Origin of the sequence: Variovorax sp. Sphag1AA (assembly GCF_014192575.1) — a bacterium.
Taxonomy (GTDB): domain Bacteria; phylum Pseudomonadota; class Gammaproteobacteria; order Burkholderiales; family Burkholderiaceae_C; genus Variovorax.
The window spans coordinates 125,950-141,464 of record NZ_JACHYC010000009.1 but is presented as its reverse complement, the minus strand read 5'-3'; the positions used below and the strand labels follow the sequence as shown (position 1 = coordinate 141,464).

16 protein-coding genes are annotated in these 15,515 nt (G+C 64.3%); 7 read left to right on the top strand and 9 right to left on the bottom strand.

What is annotated here, in order from left to right; genetic code table 11:
• Positions 1 to 142 precede the first annotated feature (142 nt).
• On the top strand, positions 143 to 853 hold the full coding sequence (locus FHW64_RS30375; RefSeq protein ID WP_184532372.1) for a YebC/PmpR family DNA-binding transcriptional regulator: 711 nt from the start codon (positions 143 to 145) through the stop codon (positions 851 to 853).
• A gap of 24 nt (positions 854 to 877) precedes the next feature.
• Here the strand turns inward: FHW64_RS30375 and FHW64_RS34600 are convergent, their stop codons facing one another.
• Positions 878 to 1,129 carry a hypothetical protein gene (locus FHW64_RS34600; RefSeq protein WP_260306485.1) on the bottom strand — a complete coding sequence of 84 codons (252 nt, stop codon included), beginning with the start codon at positions 1,127 to 1,129 and terminating at the stop codon, positions 878 to 880.
• Positions 1,130 to 1,240: 111 nt separating this feature from the next.
• Here FHW64_RS34600 and FHW64_RS30370 point away from each other — a divergent pair, with 111 nt between their 5' ends.
• Positions 1,241 to 1,498, top strand: a complete 258-nt coding sequence (locus FHW64_RS30370; protein ID WP_184532370.1) for a hypothetical protein — start codon at positions 1,241 to 1,243, stop codon at positions 1,496 to 1,498.
• A gap of 426 nt (positions 1,499 to 1,924) precedes the next feature.
• Here FHW64_RS30370 and FHW64_RS30365 read toward each other — a convergent pair whose 3' ends face one another.
• Positions 1,925 to 2,629, bottom strand: coding sequence for a Crp/Fnr family transcriptional regulator (locus FHW64_RS30365; RefSeq protein WP_311733405.1), 705 nt, complete (start codon positions 2,627 to 2,629; stop codon positions 1,925 to 1,927).
• Between the two features lie 129 nt (positions 2,630 to 2,758).
• Here FHW64_RS30365 and FHW64_RS30360 point away from each other — a divergent pair, with 129 nt between their 5' ends.
• Positions 2,759 to 3,496, top strand: coding sequence for a Coq4 family protein (locus FHW64_RS30360; RefSeq protein ID WP_184532366.1), 738 nt, complete (start codon positions 2,759 to 2,761; stop codon positions 3,494 to 3,496).
• Here the strand turns inward: FHW64_RS30360 and FHW64_RS30355 are convergent.
• From FHW64_RS30355 to FHW64_RS30340, 4 genes are all read right to left on the bottom strand, one after another.
• Complete coding sequence (locus tag FHW64_RS30355; protein ID WP_184532364.1) at positions 3,493 to 3,804, bottom strand: hypothetical protein; 312 nt, start codon at positions 3,802 to 3,804, stop codon at positions 3,493 to 3,495. The two genes, FHW64_RS30360 and FHW64_RS30355, sit on opposite strands and share 4 nt — an antisense overlap.
• 184 nt (positions 3,805 to 3,988) lie before the next feature.
• A complete protein-coding gene (locus tag FHW64_RS30350) occupies positions 3,989 to 5,011 on the bottom strand; it encodes a glycoside hydrolase family protein (protein WP_184532362.1) in 1,023 nt (340 codons plus the stop codon).
• A gap of 11 nt (positions 5,012 to 5,022) precedes the next feature.
• Entirely contained in the window at positions 5,023 to 7,353 is a 2,331-nt protein-coding gene (locus FHW64_RS30345) for a di-heme oxidoredictase family protein (RefSeq protein ID WP_221210559.1), read from the bottom strand.
• A gap of 167 nt (positions 7,354 to 7,520) precedes the next feature.
• Positions 7,521 to 8,165 (bottom strand): winged helix-turn-helix domain-containing protein, encoded by a 645-nt coding sequence (locus FHW64_RS30340; RefSeq protein ID WP_184532360.1) that lies wholly within the window; start codon positions 8,163 to 8,165, stop codon positions 7,521 to 7,523.
• A gap of 1,061 nt (positions 8,166 to 9,226) precedes the next feature.
• On the opposite strand from FHW64_RS30340, the gene FHW64_RS30335 reads away from it, so the two are divergent.
• Positions 9,227 to 9,391: a hypothetical protein gene (locus FHW64_RS30335; RefSeq protein WP_184532358.1), complete on the top strand. Its 165-nt coding sequence runs from the start codon at positions 9,227 to 9,229 to the stop codon at positions 9,389 to 9,391.
• Positions 9,392 to 9,877: 486 nt separating this feature from the next.
• On the opposite strand, the gene FHW64_RS30330 is transcribed toward FHW64_RS30335, so the two are convergent.
• Positions 9,878 to 11,041, bottom strand: a complete 1,164-nt coding sequence (locus tag FHW64_RS30330; protein ID WP_184532356.1) for a BamA/TamA family outer membrane protein — start codon at positions 11,039 to 11,041, stop codon at positions 9,878 to 9,880.
• A gap of 195 nt (positions 11,042 to 11,236) precedes the next feature.
• Here FHW64_RS30330 and FHW64_RS30325 point away from each other — a divergent pair, with 195 nt between their 5' ends.
• From FHW64_RS30325 to FHW64_RS30315, 3 genes are read left to right on the top strand one after another with little or no spacing between them, the layout of a single operon-like run.
• Positions 11,237 to 12,100: a hypothetical protein gene (locus tag FHW64_RS30325; RefSeq protein WP_184532354.1), complete on the top strand. Its 864-nt coding sequence runs from the start codon at positions 11,237 to 11,239 to the stop codon at positions 12,098 to 12,100.
• A 45-nt stretch (positions 12,101 to 12,145) separates the two neighbouring features.
• A complete protein-coding gene (locus tag FHW64_RS30320; RefSeq protein WP_184532352.1) occupies positions 12,146 to 13,222 on the top strand; it encodes a TAXI family TRAP transporter solute-binding subunit in 1,077 nt (358 codons plus the stop codon).
• A gap of 33 nt (positions 13,223 to 13,255) precedes the next feature.
• Complete coding sequence (locus FHW64_RS30315) at positions 13,256 to 14,137, top strand: alpha/beta fold hydrolase (protein ID WP_184532350.1); 882 nt, start codon at positions 13,256 to 13,258, stop codon at positions 14,135 to 14,137.
• Here the strand turns inward: FHW64_RS30315 and FHW64_RS30310 are convergent.
• Positions 14,134 to 15,186, bottom strand: a complete 1,053-nt coding sequence (locus FHW64_RS30310; protein WP_184532347.1) for an adenylate/guanylate cyclase domain-containing response regulator — start codon at positions 15,184 to 15,186, stop codon at positions 14,134 to 14,136. The genes FHW64_RS30315 and FHW64_RS30310 overlap by 4 nt on opposite strands.
• The gene (locus FHW64_RS30305) at positions 15,179 to 15,514 is read right to left on the bottom strand and encodes an Hpt domain-containing protein (RefSeq protein ID WP_184532345.1); all 336 of its coding nucleotides are present in this window, start codon (positions 15,512 to 15,514) and stop codon (positions 15,179 to 15,181) included. Before FHW64_RS30305 ends, FHW64_RS30310 begins: the two co-directional genes overlap by 8 nt.
• Between the last annotated feature and the right edge of the window lies 1 nt (position 15,515).

The window sequence follows — 15,515 nt, the reverse complement described above, 5'->3', positions numbered from 1 at the left end:
GGCCCGAAGGGGTCGTGTAGGAGCGGCACTGATTGTCTGCTATTGCGGCGAAGCGGCGGTCCACAGGGCATGTCTGCGGTCCTTCAGGCCTGCGGCAAAATCCTTGTCCCGCGGCAAAGCCGAGATTCACGGAATATCACACATGGGTGCGCAATGGAAAGCCAAGCACAAGGACCTGGCGGCCAACGCCAAGGGGCGGTTGTTCGGCAAGCTGGCGAAGGAAATCATGATCGCCGCTCGCAGCGGGGCCGATCCGGCATCGAATGCGCGGCTGCGGCTGGTGGTTGAGCAGGCGCGCAAAGTCTCCATGCCCAAAGACACCCTGGAGCGGGCTATCAAGAAGGGCGCCGGCCTGACCGGCGAGTCGGTGCATTTCGACCACGTGGTCTACGAGGGCTTCGCGCCGCACCGGGTGCCGGTGATGGTCGAATGCCTGACCGACAACGTGAACCGCACCGCTTCGGAGATGCGGGTGCTTTTCCGCAAGGGCCAGCTGGGCGCCTCAGGGTCGGTCGCCTGGGATTTCGACCACCTCGGCATGATCGAGGCCGAACCGCAGCAAGCGGGGGCCGACCCGGAACTGGCCGCCATCGAGGCCGGCGCCCAGGATTTCGAGCACGGCGAAGAGGGGGTCACGATCTTCCTGACCGACCCCGTCGATCTCGACCTGGTCAGCCGCGCGCTGCCGGCGCAGGGTTTCTCGGTGCTATCGGCGAAGCTCGGCTACAAGGCCAAGAACCCGATCGATCCAGCCAGCCTCGGCGCCGAGGCACTCGAGGAGGTCGAGAGCTTCCTGGCCGCCATCGATTCGAACGACGACGTGCAGAATGTGTACGTGGGACTCGCGGGATAGTCGACGAAGAAGCGTGCGGAGAGCCTACTGACCCACAACTGACCACCCGGCTTGTTGGTTCGTCCTGTCGTTTTCGTAGTCCCACCGCGTACCGCAGGCGTCGCAGCGGTAGGTGGTGACGGTGACTGTGTGACTGCCGCTGTCACCATCGCTGCGCTCTGCCTTGCGACTGGACTGCTGAACTAGTTCGGCATGCCCGGGCGCGCGGCGCCAGTTGCGCTGGATTCCGGCACATGCGGCGCAGAGCACCGCCTTTTTCGGCTCGTCATTCGGCATGCGTTGTTTGCGCTTCCATCGGTAGTCGATCGATGTTAGCAACACACAGGTTCCGCGGTCCGGCAGGAAATGCCTGTGGAAGCCACAGGCAACCCGAGCGAGAATTGTGCGATGGCCACTGCAAGGTCCTTCGAGACCACCGACTACAAGCTCTTCCCCTCGCCACGCAACGTGCATCGGGTCGTGTTCGAACATCAAGTGTTCGTGCCCCAGCCGTACGCGTTGATTGACCTCCCGAGCTATGACCTGAAGGGCCGCTACAGCCTATTCGCTGCCTGCCGACTCTCCGACGGCAAGATGGGTCAACTCGTGACGCTGGAACAGGCGGACGACATTGCAAGATTCAAGGCAAAGTTCGTTCCGGACTAGGCCTCAGTTCAGGGTACGACCTCGGCCGAGGCGCATCGCCGGCTCTTGAAAGGTGGCTCGAAAGTGAATCGACTGGTCGTCTTCGTTGTCCTCGCACTGGCCATCTCCGACGCTACGGCCCAGGCTCCGGTGCCGTTGACAGGTGGCGGGTCTCCGATCGCAGTCCCGCCGATCCAGATTGGCCCCCCATCCGACGGTAGTGGGGCAGCCGTTGGTCGGCGCGTGCAAGAGCAAGAACAGGCGCGGCAACCTGCACTGCCACCATCCCCGTCCCCAGTGCCGTTGAGCAATTGCAATGCTGGTGGGTGCTGGGACAGCCAGGGCAACCTGTACAACAGTACCGGTGACGGATCTCGCTTTGTCAGCCCAGCAGGAAAGCTTTGCCAGACCAACGGAAAGTTCATCTACTGCAACTGAGCAGAGCTACTACTCTTCGGCCGCAAATCGCTTGAACCGCTCCAGATCCAAAATCTCGATGGAGCCGCGCGTCCGACGCAGGAAGCCTCTGGCTTCGAAGTCCTTCAGGATCTGATTCACCGTCTGCCGCGACAGGCCAAGCATCGCTCCAAGATGGTCCTGTTGCACGTTGATGACGCGCTTGCTGGGGCCGTTCCAGTCGCTGTAGCCATGGGCGATCGCAAGAATTCGGTGCGCCAGCCGCACCGGCGGTGCCAGCAGCGTTGCGTCTTCGATGGCGCGGAATGCAAGTCGCAGCTTCTGCGCAAGCAGCTGCCCAAAGGCCTTCCAGTGCACAGGATGTCGTTCGAGAAACTCAACCAACGAGCGCTGCGGAACGCGCAGCAGCACGCAGTCGCTCTGTGCCCAACCTTCGTGACTTCGCGCGGCACCGTCGAAAAGCGCGAGCTCTCCGAACCATTGCGGGGTTTCGGCAAATGCGAGCAATGCCTCCCTGCCGTCCGAGGTGGTCGTCGCAACCCGCACCGCGCCCTCGACCACGAAGCAGATTCCGTCGGGCGCGTCCCCTGGCCCGAACAGGCGCTGGCCGGCGGCGAACGACAACGGAGTCGTGTTCTCTGCGAGCCAGGTCTTCAACTCGATCGGAAGGCCAGCAAACCAGGCGCTCGATTCGAGTGCCGTCAGGCGTTGTGCGGGGTTCAGGAGCTTCGGCACGGCATCTTTCGCTGCTTTATGTCGGGCAGACGACATTGTCTCAATTGGCTTGCCGCAATCATCGGCCCCTTGAATAGACCCAGGCAGCGCCGCTCGTAGGGGCGACGTTGCCAACAAAGGAGAGCTTTCATGGCCGGTTCGACTTCCATGTATCAACGCGATCTTCCGACCGCATTCCGAGCGATGCGCAAACTGCTTGCGAACAGCGACGACACGACGCAGGTGTTCATCATCATGCGCTCGCTCAATGGAGGGGCGGCACATAAGAATTTCGACCGGTTGATGCTGACGCCCAATGGCCCGAAAACTGCCTATCGCCGCGTCGAGTTGACCGAGCGTTTCTCCGACCTGGCATTCATCGCGAGCTTCGAGCCTGGCACCGTTGGGGCCGCCTATCGCTCGTTCCTCGAATCGACGGGCTACTCGGCTGCCGGCCTGGCCGAGATCTCGAATTTCGACCGCGAACCACTGGTCGAACACCCCTATGCCTGGATGGGCAGGCGAATCCGGGACGTCCACGACATCTGGCACGTCCTGACCGGCTACAAGGCCGACGAAACCCTCGGCGAAGCCAGCCTGGTTGCGTTCAGCTATGCGCAGACAGGTGGCCTCGGCTGGGCCTTCATCGCGTTCGCCTCGGCGCTGAAGAGCCTGCGCGTGACTCGCAGCACTGCCTTCGTCCGCGCCGTGATCGAAGGCTGGCGAAATGGGCGCAACGCGGCGTGGTTGCTGGGCGAGGACTATGAGGCCCTGCTGCACGAACCTCTCGACGACGCGCGCAAGCGGCTGGGTATCGCCGAGCCGGTGGCGTACAGGGCAGCGCAGCAGCGGATTCCAATGGATGCGGCTATGTCGACCAGCCGTTAGCCCCAGGTCGGCAGGCTGCGCAAGGCATCGTTGGGCCGATCAAGAATGTCGACGCCTGTGATGTCGCGTCCGCCGGGCAAGAGGTGAACATCGCAGACCACTTCCCAGACGTGACTCTCGGTGCGCCGCGCAGCGCTGACTTCCTCACCGGAGGCAAGGAGATCGATGCATTCCTGAATGCTGATCCGTCTTGCCGCTCCCAATGCGAGTTCATTCGAACCGAGCTGCTTGTCGGCAACCGGATGAACAGCCACGAAATCGATCTTGTCGCCGTCGTAGTGAACAGCGGTGATTGCATGCTGGGCCATGCGGGACCTCCGTTTCAGTGAGCTTCAATCAATGACGCGCGTAGCTCGAAGCAAGATCTCCTTCGGCAAGACCAACCCCAGATCGCGCGCCGTCGCTCCTGTTGCCGGGATCATGAGGACGGGACCGCCACGAGTGTACGCGTGTGAACGCCAGCGGGCCACCAGTAGCGCGGCGTGGGCTAGGTTACGGCAATTGCAGGTAGTGGCTGCCAAGTGGTGTGAGTTGACCATTCGCCGCGAGCAGGCTCGTGTGGTGCGGATCACCGCCTTGTGTCCATCGGCCCGTGAACCATGCATAGCGGAAGACGTCCGCGCGCCCTTCACAGACCGCGACCATCTCGGTCATCTGTGCCATCTGCTTGTCCACCGTGTCGATCTGGGCATTGCCGTCGCCGTTGTGCCAGTTCGCGAATTCGGTAACCCAGAACGGTTTGCCGTACTTCTTCAGGCGATCGAGCTGGTCTTTGAGGCCGTAGTCGTACCAATGGAAGGCCAGGTAGTCGATACGCGGATCGCGGTTGCCGTTGGCTCCGCGGTAGGCGGCGTAGAACGCATCGAGCCATACGACCGGATCGGCAAAGCCGGGCATCGTGCCCCAGGTCATCGCGGGTCCGACAAGTTGCACGCCTGTCTGCGCGGCGATCGCCTCGTAGCGCGGCCAGAGTTGCGCGGCTTGCGGCGGCGTGAGGTTGGCCTGGTCGGTGAGGTTGGGCTCGTTGAGCAGCAGCAGGTGCCGTACCTCCGGGTGCGACTGCAGATAGGCGAGTGCCTGCGCGTCGTCGAAGTCGCCCCACAGCATGGGAACGAAGTCCATGCCGAAGCGCGTGGTGTGGTCCGAAGGGGCGCCTCCATTCGGCCGCAGGCCCCAGTCGTACCACCAGCTGACCCCGGGCGCGAGCGCAGCCATGTCTTGCTCCGTCGCAATGTCGTAGGCGACGCCGCGCTTCGTGCTCTTGCTGGGACTTGCGACGCTGCTGCCCGATGAAGGCTGTGCGGTGGGGTTGCTGGAGTCCGGTGCTGAGGAAGCAGGAGCGTTGCCACCTGCATTGGCGGCGCCGGCGATTGCAGCAGTGCCGGCACCACCACCACCGCCGCCGCCGCAGGCTGCGAGACCAGCCGTGGCCAAGGTTGCGAGACCCGCGGCGAGCAGGCGCCGACGATCGTCCGACGGCACGCGATCCAGGCGATTCACGCGAAGCTTCTTCATGACGGCAGCCATCACAAGGAACTCAGGAATTCGATCACGGCGTCCCGCTCCTCCTTGGACATCGCTTCGAACTTGCCGCGGCTCGCTGCGGCTTCGCCGCCATGCCACAGGATGGCTTCCATCAACGTCCGCGCCCGGCCGTCGTGCAGGTAGTGGACGCTGTCCGCGTTGCCCTGCACGTACTTCAACGACCCCAGTCCCCAGAGCGGTGCCGTTCGCCACATGCTGGCGGTCGCCTTGCCTTCGGCGAGGGTGTCTGTAAGGCCCGGACCCATGTCGTGCAGCAGCAGGTTGGAGTAGGGGTGGATCGTCTGGTTGCGCAGCTCGGCAAAGGGATGGTTCGCACCGGTCTTCATCTGCGGCGTGTGGCAGGCCACGCATCGCGCTTGCGCGAACAAGGCGCTGCCACGGCTGATCTGCGTGGGGTTGACGTCGTGCTCCGGCGAGACGCGCGTGTCGGCCGGGAAGCCGCTGCGAAGGCTGCGTTGCGCCGGCACCGCCAGTAGCGAAAGATAGTCTGACAGGCGCTCCAGCTCCGATGCGGAGATCGACGTGCCCGCTGCCGCATTGCGGCAATCGGGGCCGAGCCGTTGGCAGTCGCGCGATGGGAACACCGCGCTTGTGACGCCCATGTCCTTCATCAACGCATCGCCGATCTGCTGGCGCAGCGTGGCCTTCGAGGCCTTCCAGCCATAGCGGCCCAGATGGAATTTCCCCGTCTCCGGATCGGCCACCCAGTTGGGGACGCCCTTCACGCCGTCACCGTCGCGATCGGTCGGGTCGGCCAGCGCGAGGATGGTCGATTCGTCGATCGCCTCGATCAGACCCATGCCCACGACCTGCGCCGCTTGCCGCACCGAGTACTTCGCGGGCACGGGTCCCTTGAAGGCATAGACCGGCTTCCTCAGTTCAACCTTTTCGCCGTCGGGCAGCGTGTAGAGCGTGGTGTCGTACGACTGCACGCTCACGGACAGGTCCGTGGCGCTCGCATCGCGGCTGCGCTGCTGCACGTTCACGCCGTAGGTCGCGTCGGGCAGGGGATTGGCGCCGGTCGACGCGGCTGCGGCGGTGAGCACGGCCATCGAGTCCAGACGCGTGCCGATGCCCGGGACGATGCTGCGGCCGTTGAGCGTGTGACACGCGATGCAGCGTTCCTGATTGAAGCGCGGACCGAGCTGGTTCACGTGCGCCGCGAACACCGGGTTGTCGTCAGGGTGCTCGGAATGCTTGCCGTCCAGGAAGGATGTATGAAACAGGCGCCGGCCCTGCACGAAGCGCTTGGCGTTGACGATGCCGATGTTGTTGGACATCTGCTGGAAGACGCGCATCGGCTCTTCCGAGTAGTTGTACGACAGACTCGCCGTCCCTCCGAGCAGCGTTTCCTCGGGCAGCGGCGCGGAGTTGAGGCGCGGTGCGACGCCGTACCACGGCACCAGGCCCTGACCCACGACGTAGAGCTGTTCGAACGAGTAGTAGCGGCTGCCGGCGCCATCGACCACGGCCTTGCCCTTGAGGCTGTCGGACACGGGTTCCCCGGCATGCATGCCGTCGCCGAAGCGCTCCAGGCGCTCGGCGGGCGACAGCTCGATCACGTCACCCATCTTGAGCGCGCGGTGCGGCTGGCCCTTGGGCACGTCCCAGTACGAATCGAAGTCGATCTTGCAGTCGCGGCTGCCCGCCGTGCAGATCGGCTTGCCACCCATGGCCGGATTGTTGAAGCCCGTGTTGAGTGCCCAGCCGTAGTCGCGCACGTTTTCGTCGTTGCTGTTGCGAAAGAGGCTGAAGGTCGTGCCGTCGAAGGTTCCGTCGTTGACGATCAGGAACATCTCGATGAGTTGCTTCCCTGCCGGCACATGGTCGCGAATCTCGATGCCGTAAGTGCGGTTCTGGAAGTAGGCCGATGGAAAGGTGAGATAGCGGCCCGGCCCTTGGTCGGGCGCGGTCCAATCCTCACCCCGCTCGCGCGCATGTCGTTCGGTTGGGCGCATCCCCATCAGCGTTACGAGCGTTCCATCGGTCTCGCGGTACTGGATTTGCTCCGTGACCGGCGAGCCTGCTGCGTACAGCGGATAGAAGCTCGTGATACCCAGGCTTGCGTCGACCGACACGGGCTGCGTCGGTGGCAGTGCCGGCGATGGCGGCACGGGGTTGGGCATGTCGATCTGGGTGCCGATGTTCTCCGGTTCGCCCGCAGTGCCATCTGCTTGCGAAGCAGAAGGCGTCGTGACTGCGGGGGATGTCGCGGTAGCCCCAATCACCCCGGACTTGGACCCACCACCTCCGCCGCAAGCGCTCAATACGGCCGCGGCAATCAGCACGGCGCCTAGATTCTTCCCGTCCACAATTCTTCTCCTCGCGTCTTGAATAAGTTGTTGCGCATGAACTTCAGGGAAGTTCATGGCAGACGTCGTGGATGAATTGCGCAGTCTTCATGCCAGGTCCTTGACGCCATGGAAGACGTCGCGCGCCTGACACGATTTGTCACCCGCCTGGCAAAAAACGAAAGCCGCTACCAGCTCAGGCGATAGCCCTTGCCGTACACCGTTTCGATGCGCAGCGATTCGCCGTGCGTCGGCACGACGCGCTGAAGTTTTCTGCGTAGTTCGTAGGCGTGTTGCTTCACCGCGCGCTCGGCGGTGTCGTCGATGCGACCGCATAGAGCCTGGCAAAGCTCTTCGGTCGCCACGAGCTGATTGCATCGCTCGAAGAGAACGCGCGTCAGCGTCAACTCGCGCGAGGTCAGACGTTCGTTCCGGCGATGCGAACGCAGGACGCCATTCGCGAGATCGAGGGTGTAGGCGCCGATCTTCAATGCGGGGCTCTGCGATGCGCGAAGCTTGACGCTGATGCGCGCAATCGCGCGCTGGACCAGATGGTGCGACATGGGCTCGCAGCTGATTGCATAGTCATCAGCACCCATCAGCAGGGCGCGCGAGATTCTGGCGGCGCCACCCGCGCCAATCACGATGATCGCCGTTTGTGCCGTCAGCTGTTGGCGCAACTCCGCCAGGCACTCGGCAATGTGCGTCTCCGAATCCTCGATCAAGATCGCCGCAAACGCATTCGAGGCGTGAGCGGCGATGAATGATCCGGAGTCCCTGAAGGCCTCAGCCTCGATGCCCTGAGCAACCAATGCGTGAGAGATGTGTGCCATCGCATCGTGATTCCACAAGAGTGTCGCGACCCTCATTGCGGGACCATTCCGAGCGATGTGATTGGTCGACGTGCCGCTCGCGCGCTTGAACTCCAACTAGTCATCTGCAGATTCCGCTTTTTTCCGTTCGGGTCGATGGCAACGATCGGCTCATCGATTGCTCAACCGCAGCACTTCGTATGCCTCTTCATCAGAAGGCAAAAACGAATGCTTAGTCATTCATATTTCAAGCGGAACCTGCGGCCTGCTACTGCACCGAGTGACAAATTTGTCAGCGTGGCCGGCGCAACAGTGGATCGCTTCGGGCGAACGGAGAAGAACTAGGCTCGCAGTTCAGGTGCGTCTGTTCGCGGATCGTCGCCAGAGTCCAGGTACTCCAGCGCACTCTTGCGCCACATGGTCAGTCGCGATCGCCCCAACCACGGCGACCCTCGTGCCGCTCATGTTCCCAGTCACGACGATACCCATCACGGCGATCCCAGCGACGACCACCATCCCACTCGGCACGATAGAACCCACGCCCTTCTGAGCGGTACGCAGGCCCGTAGTACCCGCGGCCTGGTACATAGGCCACGGGCGGGGCAGGGTGGTAGTACACCGGCGGGGGTTGGTAGTACACGGGGGCCGGGGGCGAATAGACCGGCGCTGGCCTGTAGTAGACGGGAGGTGCAGGCTCGGATACGCCGATCGCCACGCCCGGCGCTGCGATACCGACTGACCAGCTTGTTCCAGCGCTTGCGGAGACGGCGACAGTAAGCGCCGACACGGCTACGAAGCCGGCAGCAGCCAGTTTGACCAACGAAGAGCGATTGGGGCGCATGTTTGAAATCTCCTGTTCGAGGCAAGTTGCGCCCCGTGCCAATAAAACGCCCTCGCAAGAAGCCTCGTGCACGGAGTGATTGCAAAGATCGCGTAAACACGAGCAACCGGCTGCAAGAGCCCATAGCACACGATCGCTGGCAAAAAAGGTAACTGCGTCACAGACCGCGCCGTCCGTTTGGAGGATTCACAAGCCGGACTGCGCCTCGCAAAGTAGCGCCTTCACGACTCAGGAGCGCGCAATGGAATCAGAGATCTTCAGCCTCGGCGCACTGGCTGTCCTGGTGACGGTCGGCTGGGTCATCGACCTTGTCGTGCACCGGGAGCCACCAACGCGCATGCAGCGGCTGATGGCTGCGCAGATCCAGCGTTCGGCGGCCGTGATTCGTGGCGGCCCCGCAGAGTAGCAACCCCGGAGCCGTGCCCTCAGGCCGATGGGAGCACCTGCAAACTGACAACGGAATAGGGCGCTGCGAGGCCACCGCCGCGACAAACTGGTTGCGATACTCGAAACCATCATCGGATTGGAGGCTACGCCGGAACGACTCGCTCAGTACCTTGCGCAGTATGCGAAGAGCCTCGAAGCCTCGCTCGCTGTCGCGCCGGTCGTCGAGGGTGTGCTCGAGTTCGTTGCCAGAGGTCATCAAGAAGTCGTCTTCTTCGGCGATTCGCTGGGCGACCTGGACGCCGCGCGAGAGGCCGGGGTCGCCTTTGTGGGCGTCACCAGCGAGCGTGACAACTTCCAAGGTCTTGAAGTCGTCAAGCTCGCAGACTTTGCCTCGACCGAGGCGGTGGACCAAGCGATGCGCGCAGCCATCTGCATGCACCCGCCCAGGGGTTCGGGGCATCATGGCAGCATGACAAGGGCAGCAGCAAGCGCCCCCGGCGCCCCATCAACGCCATGCGTTGCCCACCTGGATGTACCAGGTTCCGCTTTCCGGCCCCTTGGCGTAGTCCATGCCCACCCAAAGTCCGAGCCGGCGCGCGATCAGGTAGCGAAAGCCCACGCCCCTGCTCACCGCCGTCGTTGCGTCGCCGAAGTCGGTCGATTTCCCCCACGCGCGCCCCGCGCCGATGAAGCCGACCGCCGCCCAGCGCGGCGTGAATGACCAGCGCAGCTCGGTCTCGATCACCGCCGTATGGTCGTCCTGGTAGCGCGCCGCCGGAATGCCGCGCATGTCGATGAAGGGCAGCATGTAGAAGGGCACCCGGCCGCTCACGCTGCGGCCGTCGAGCCGGCCGGCGAGCACCAGGCTCTTGTCGATCGGCAAGTAGGCGAACACGTGCGCCCGATAGCTCTGGAAGCGCGTGTCGCTGCCCCAGTCGGGGTCGTAGAAGGTCGCGTCGAAAGCGCCGGTCCAACCTTTGGACGGCGTGAAGATGTTGTCGCGCGAATCGTGCTCCAGGGTCAATCCGAGCCCCGAGGTCTTACGCGTCGTCTGATCGGGTGACAAGCCCGAGCGCGGGTCCTGGCTGAGGTCGAGCTTGCTGCCCAGGTCCAGGAAGATCCAGCGCGCGCCCAGCCAGTTGTCGCTGTCGCCGATGCGCCGGAGCACCTGCTGCATCGACATCCAGCCGTCCAGCGAGTAGTCGATGCTGCGCGCATCGCCACCGAGCCCGCTGCCGCCGATGCCGTAGAAAGCCAGGTTCACGTCCGCGCGGCCGACACCGCCGCGATAGCGCCAGCGGTCGTCCAGGAAGGTCATCATGCCGCCGGCGAAGGCGGCCTTGGTGCCGTTCTCGGTCGCGGCGCCGCCGAGCACGAAGATGTCCGGCGGCGTCATGTGCCCGGTTTCCTTGGCGCGCTCGGCGCTCTCTCCGAGCGAATTGCGCACGAACATCAGCGCCACCCCACCGCCATAGCCCACGGCGGGTTCGGTGATGACGATCGGCACCGGCAGGAAGCCCTTGCGATCGATCATCCAGTCCGAGATGTCGAGGTGCCCGTCCTGCTGGTCGATGAAGCCTTCCATGAAGGCGCGCGCCGGCTGGGAGAGCGCGCCGGCTGCAAGCAACAGAACGAAGGCATTCCTGCAGCGAGCAGCCAGGCCCCTCATGTAGCGCGTTCCTTTCGATGACGTGGAAGACGGTCCAAAAACGCCAACGTACTAAATCGCCCCTGGACGGTCTATGGCACTTTGGTGCAAGGCTGAGTTGCAAGCGGGTTTTCAACTTGAAACAAATCCGCACGGTCCGTCATGGTTTGATCCAACCACGGTTTAGACGGTAATCACCAGACGTCTTAGGGAGCCATGTCGACTTCGGCCCATTCGGACCCGCCCGCTTTCTCGGTGCCCTGCAAGCACTGTGCGGCGCTGCTGCATCCGCAGGAACGGATCTGCCCGTTCTGCAGCTACGACCAGGGCGCGCCCACCGAGGAGGTGGAGGGTCTGCATGCCCTCTCGGAGTTCGAAAGCCCCGATACGCTGCCACCGCTCGACGACGATCAGACACTGATCATGCCGAGGCGTGCGCGACAGAAGGCCTCCGCCGGACGCGCGGTCGTCGCGGCGCCCGCAGTGCCGATCGCGCTGCGCCCGGCCCGGCCCGCCTACACCACGCCGGACAGCTTCTGGCAGCAGGAAGAACCCGAGCGCTCACGGCCGATGCGCTGGATCGGCGGACTGGCCATCAGCCTCGTGGCGGCGGTGGTGCTGTTCGCGTTCACGCTGGCGCTCGACTACTTCTACTTCGACAAACGCACCGAGCCCGGCAAGGCGCGCGCCTTCCAGTCCGACATCGCGCAGGTGCGCGCGGCCCTCGGCCGCGGCGATCTGAGCACCGCTGAGCGCACGCTCGATTCGCTGGACGCCGACTATTCGGACAACCCGACCCTGCAGCCGCTGCGCGAGGAACTGGACCGGCGCATGCAGGAGCAGGAAACCCGGCGCGAACAGCTTCGCGACGCCGCGAAAAGGGCGTCGCAGGCGATCGGCGTGCCGGAGTCCCGCGAACCGCCGGCCGTGGAGGCGACGAAGGCGGCACAGGTCCCCGCGGCTGCAGCGCCGGTTGCTACGACCAGGAACAGCGCGCCCGCGCAGGCGAAGGAAGGGCAGTGCAACGAAGCCCTCGCCGCGCTGTCCCTGTGTTCAACGGATGCCGGCAAGGCGCCATGAGGTGCCGCCGCAGCGCCAACGATCACCAACCCCGAAGGAGCCGACATGCCACTCAGATCCATACTGACCGGGCTGATCCTGATCGCCCTTCTGCCCTTTGCCGCCGCGCAGCAGCCCAGGGCGCAATACAAGATCGTCACCGCGTCGAAGGCCGGCACCTACATCCAGATCGGCCGCGATCTCGCCAAGTACGTCGCCGAGCCGGCAGGCATCGAGCTCGAGGTGCTGGAGTCCAAGGGTTCGGCCGAGAACATCTCGCGCATGCGCTTCGAGCCTGGCGTGAAGCTGGCGCTGGTGCAGTCAGACGTGTACCAGGCCTTCCTCGACGAAGCGAAGGCCGGTAATCCCGATGCGGGCAACATCATCCGACCGCTGCGGCTGATCATGCCGCTCTATGACGAGGAGATCTATTTCGTCGCGCGCGCCGATGCGCCGTTGGAATACATCCACGAGATCAAGAACAAGAAGATCGGCGTCGGCCCCATCGGCAGCGGCACCGCGTTGAGTTCGCGCACGCTCTACCAGCTCATGTTCGACGAACCCATTCCGGCGGCCAGCGCGCAATACCTCACCAACGAGGAGGCGCTCGCGCAGCTCACCGTCGAGAAGAGCATCGACGTCGCGATCATCGTCGCCGGGCAGCCTGCGAAGCTCTTTTCCGACATGAAGCCCGAAGCGCGCAAGTACATCAAGATCCTCAAGCTCGACGAGAAGGCCACCGAATCGGCGCGCGCGATGAAGACCTACTTCCCGGCGACGATCCGCACTTCCAGCTACCCCAGCTGGCTCACCGAGGACGTGCCGACGCTGACGGTGAAGGCCTACCTCGTCACTTACGACTACGGACTGCAGTCGACGGTCGGCAACCTCGTGCGATTTGCCGACTCGCTGTGCGCGAACTTCGACAAGCTCCAGGCCAACGGCCATCCCAAGTGGAAGCAGGTTCGCCTCGAACTGCCGCCGCTGCGGCAGGGCTGGCGCTACTACGGCCCGATGGAAAAGCGCATGCGCACCTGCATCGCGGGCCAGGCTGCGGCCGCGCAGTCGTACACCTCGAATCCTCCTCCGAGGACGCGCCCATGTACCGAACAGGAGATGGTGCTCGGCATCTGCAAGCGGTAGGCTGTGATCTTCAAGAACGGGAGACGACCACAGATGCAAAGCACGGAAACGCACTTCGAACTCACCGGAACCGACGCACAGGCCATAGAAGCCCACCGCTGGCAAGCTCAGGACCCATCGCGTGAGCGCGCCATCGTGCAGATCGCGCACGGCATGGGCGAGCACGCGCTGCGCTACAGGCCGCTCGCCGATGCGCTGACGCAGGCCGGCTGCGCGGTCTATGCCAACGAGCATCGTGGTCATGGCCGGCTGGCGCAGTCGCTCGGCCAGCTTGGCAACTTCGGACCGCGCGGCTTCGAGGGGCTGGTGGACGACATGGCCGTACTGAGCCGCCACGCGCGCGGCAGGCATCCGGGCCTGCCGTTGATCCTGCTCGGCCACAGCATGGGCTCCTTCGCGGCGCAGTACTACCTCCTCAAGTACAGCGGAATGCTGGCTGGCGCCGCGCTCTCCGGCACCACCGCACTCGACCTGCTGGGTGCTGCGCTGCAATCCGGTTTCCGCCTCGAGGACATGAACGCCGCCCTGCCCGATGTGCGCACGTCCTTCGACTGGCTGAGCCGCGACCACGCACAGGTCGACGCCTACATCAACGACCCGCTGTGCGGTTTCACTGTGACGCCCGAGGGCATGGGCTCGATGTTCGCGCACATCGGCGATCTCACGCCGCCCGTCATGCGCGAGCACATCCGGCCCGAACTGCCGCTCTATCTGTTCATCGGCGACCAGGACCCGGTGAGCCACAAGGGCGAGTGGTTCTATCCGCTGGTGCGGCGCTACCGCGAAGCCGGGCTGCGCGACGTGTCGGCCCACGTCTTCGGCGGCGCGCGGCACGAGACGCTGAACGAAACCAATCGCGAGGAAGTCGTCGCGGTGCTGCTGGCCTGGATCGACCGGGTGGTCGGGAAGGCCTAGGTCGCGGCAGGGCCGGCGACCGCGTGCACTTCCACCGGCGCCGACTTGCCCCTGAACTGCGCCGGGCCGAGCGCCTCGACTTCGACACGGCCCTCGATTTCCGCGCAGGTCGCGGGGTCGATCAGGATCCCGCGCTTGGCGACTTTCGTGTGTTCCTCAAGCCGCGCTGCGAGGTTGACCGTGTCGCCGATGCAGGTGTAGGTGGCGCGCTGATGCGTGCCCGTATAGCCGGCGACCATCTCGCCGGTGGCGATGCCCACGCCGATGCGTAGCGGAGTCTTCTTCGCGGCGACGCGCTCCACGTTCAGCAGCTCGATCATCTCCATCATGTCGAGCGCGGCGTAGACGGCCGCGGCGCTGTGATCCTCCAGCGGCAGCGGTGCACCGAAGATCGCCATCAGCCCGTCGCCGATCATCTGGTTCACCACACCGCCGTGGCCGTTGATCGCATCGAACATCAGCGTGTAGTAGGTGTTGAGCAGTTCGATCGTTTCTTCCGGCGGCTGCGATTCGACCAGCGCCGTGAAGCCGCGGATGTCGCAGAACATCACCGTCGCGTGCACACGCCGCCCGCCGAGCGCGAAGCCGGACTGCTGCAGGTCCTGCGCGACTTCGGAAGTCGCGAAGCGGCGCACCATTTCCTTCTGCTGATCGCGCAGCCGCTTCTTCTCCAGGCTCGAATCGATGCGCGCCTTGAGCAGCACCGGGTTGACCGGCTTGTGCAGATAGTCTTCGGCGCCCAGCTCGATGCAGCGCGCAATGTTCGAAACGCCTTCGAGCGATGAAGTGACGATTACCGGCAGATCGCGCAACTTGGGGTCGTCGCTGAGCTGCTCCAGCACCTGGAAGCCGTTCATCTCGGGCATTTCCATGTCGAGCAGCATCAGGTCGAACGAGTCCCGGCGCAGGAATTCGAGCGCGACGCGTCCGTTTTCCGCGCACTCGACCGTGTGGCCTTGCAGCTCGAGACTGCGCGTCATCAGCAGGCGATTGACCTTGTTGTCGTCCGTGACCAGCAGGCGGGCGGGTGCATGTCGCGGTTCAACCATGGCAGAGCTCCGTGAGCGCCGCCGCGACGCGCTCGTATTCCTGTGCCAACGCGTCCACCGGAGCGCCGTCCGGCGGCAGGCCGCCGAGCTCCTGCTCCCGGGCCATGGCGCCGAGCGTGCGCGCGCCGAAAGTCAGGCTGTTCGATTTCAGCGAATGCGCCGCGCGCCGGTAGTCGTCGGCCTTGCCGGCCGCAAGCGCCTCGCGCAGCTCCTGCAGCATCGCCGGCGCTTCTTCCATGAAGGTCTGCACCAGTTCGTTGACGAAATCGGCACCCGCGGTCTCCTGCAGTTCGGCAAAAGTCGCGGGGTCGATGATTGCTTCACTCATT

Excerpts from the sequence above, each read along its gene's own strand:
- FHW64_RS30375 (WP_184532372.1), top strand. The coding sequence starts at position 143 with ATGGGTGCGCAATGGAAAGCCAAGCACAAGGACCTGGCGGCCAACGCC.
- FHW64_RS34600 (WP_260306485.1), bottom strand. The coding sequence starts at position 1,129 with ATGCCGAATGACGAGCCGAAAAAGGCGGTGCTCTGCGCCGCATGTGCC.
- FHW64_RS30370 (WP_184532370.1), top strand. The coding sequence starts at position 1,241 with ATGGCCACTGCAAGGTCCTTCGAGACCACCGACTACAAGCTCTTCCCC.
- FHW64_RS30360 (WP_184532366.1), top strand. The coding sequence starts at position 2,759 with ATGGCCGGTTCGACTTCCATGTATCAACGCGATCTTCCGACCGCATTC.
- FHW64_RS30355 (WP_184532364.1), bottom strand. The coding sequence starts at position 3,804 with ATGGCCCAGCATGCAATCACCGCTGTTCACTACGACGGCGACAAGATC.
- FHW64_RS30350 (WP_184532362.1), bottom strand. The coding sequence starts at position 5,011 with ATGAAGAAGCTTCGCGTGAATCGCCTGGATCGCGTGCCGTCGGACGAT.
- FHW64_RS30340 (WP_184532360.1), bottom strand. The coding sequence starts at position 8,165 with ATGGCACACATCTCTCACGCATTGGTTGCTCAGGGCATCGAGGCTGAG.
- FHW64_RS30335 (WP_184532358.1), top strand. The coding sequence starts at position 9,227 with ATGGAATCAGAGATCTTCAGCCTCGGCGCACTGGCTGTCCTGGTGACG.
- FHW64_RS30330 (WP_184532356.1), bottom strand. The coding sequence starts at position 11,041 with ATGAGGGGCCTGGCTGCTCGCTGCAGGAATGCCTTCGTTCTGTTGCTT.
- FHW64_RS30325 (WP_184532354.1), top strand. The coding sequence starts at position 11,237 with ATGTCGACTTCGGCCCATTCGGACCCGCCCGCTTTCTCGGTGCCCTGC.
- FHW64_RS30320 (WP_184532352.1), top strand. The coding sequence starts at position 12,146 with ATGCCACTCAGATCCATACTGACCGGGCTGATCCTGATCGCCCTTCTG.
- FHW64_RS30315 (WP_184532350.1), top strand. The coding sequence starts at position 13,256 with ATGCAAAGCACGGAAACGCACTTCGAACTCACCGGAACCGACGCACAG.
- FHW64_RS30310 (WP_184532347.1), bottom strand. The coding sequence starts at position 15,186 with ATGGTTGAACCGCGACATGCACCCGCCCGCCTGCTGGTCACGGACGAC.
- FHW64_RS30305 (WP_184532345.1), bottom strand. The coding sequence starts at position 15,514 with ATGAGTGAAGCAATCATCGACCCCGCGACTTTTGCCGAACTGCAGGAG.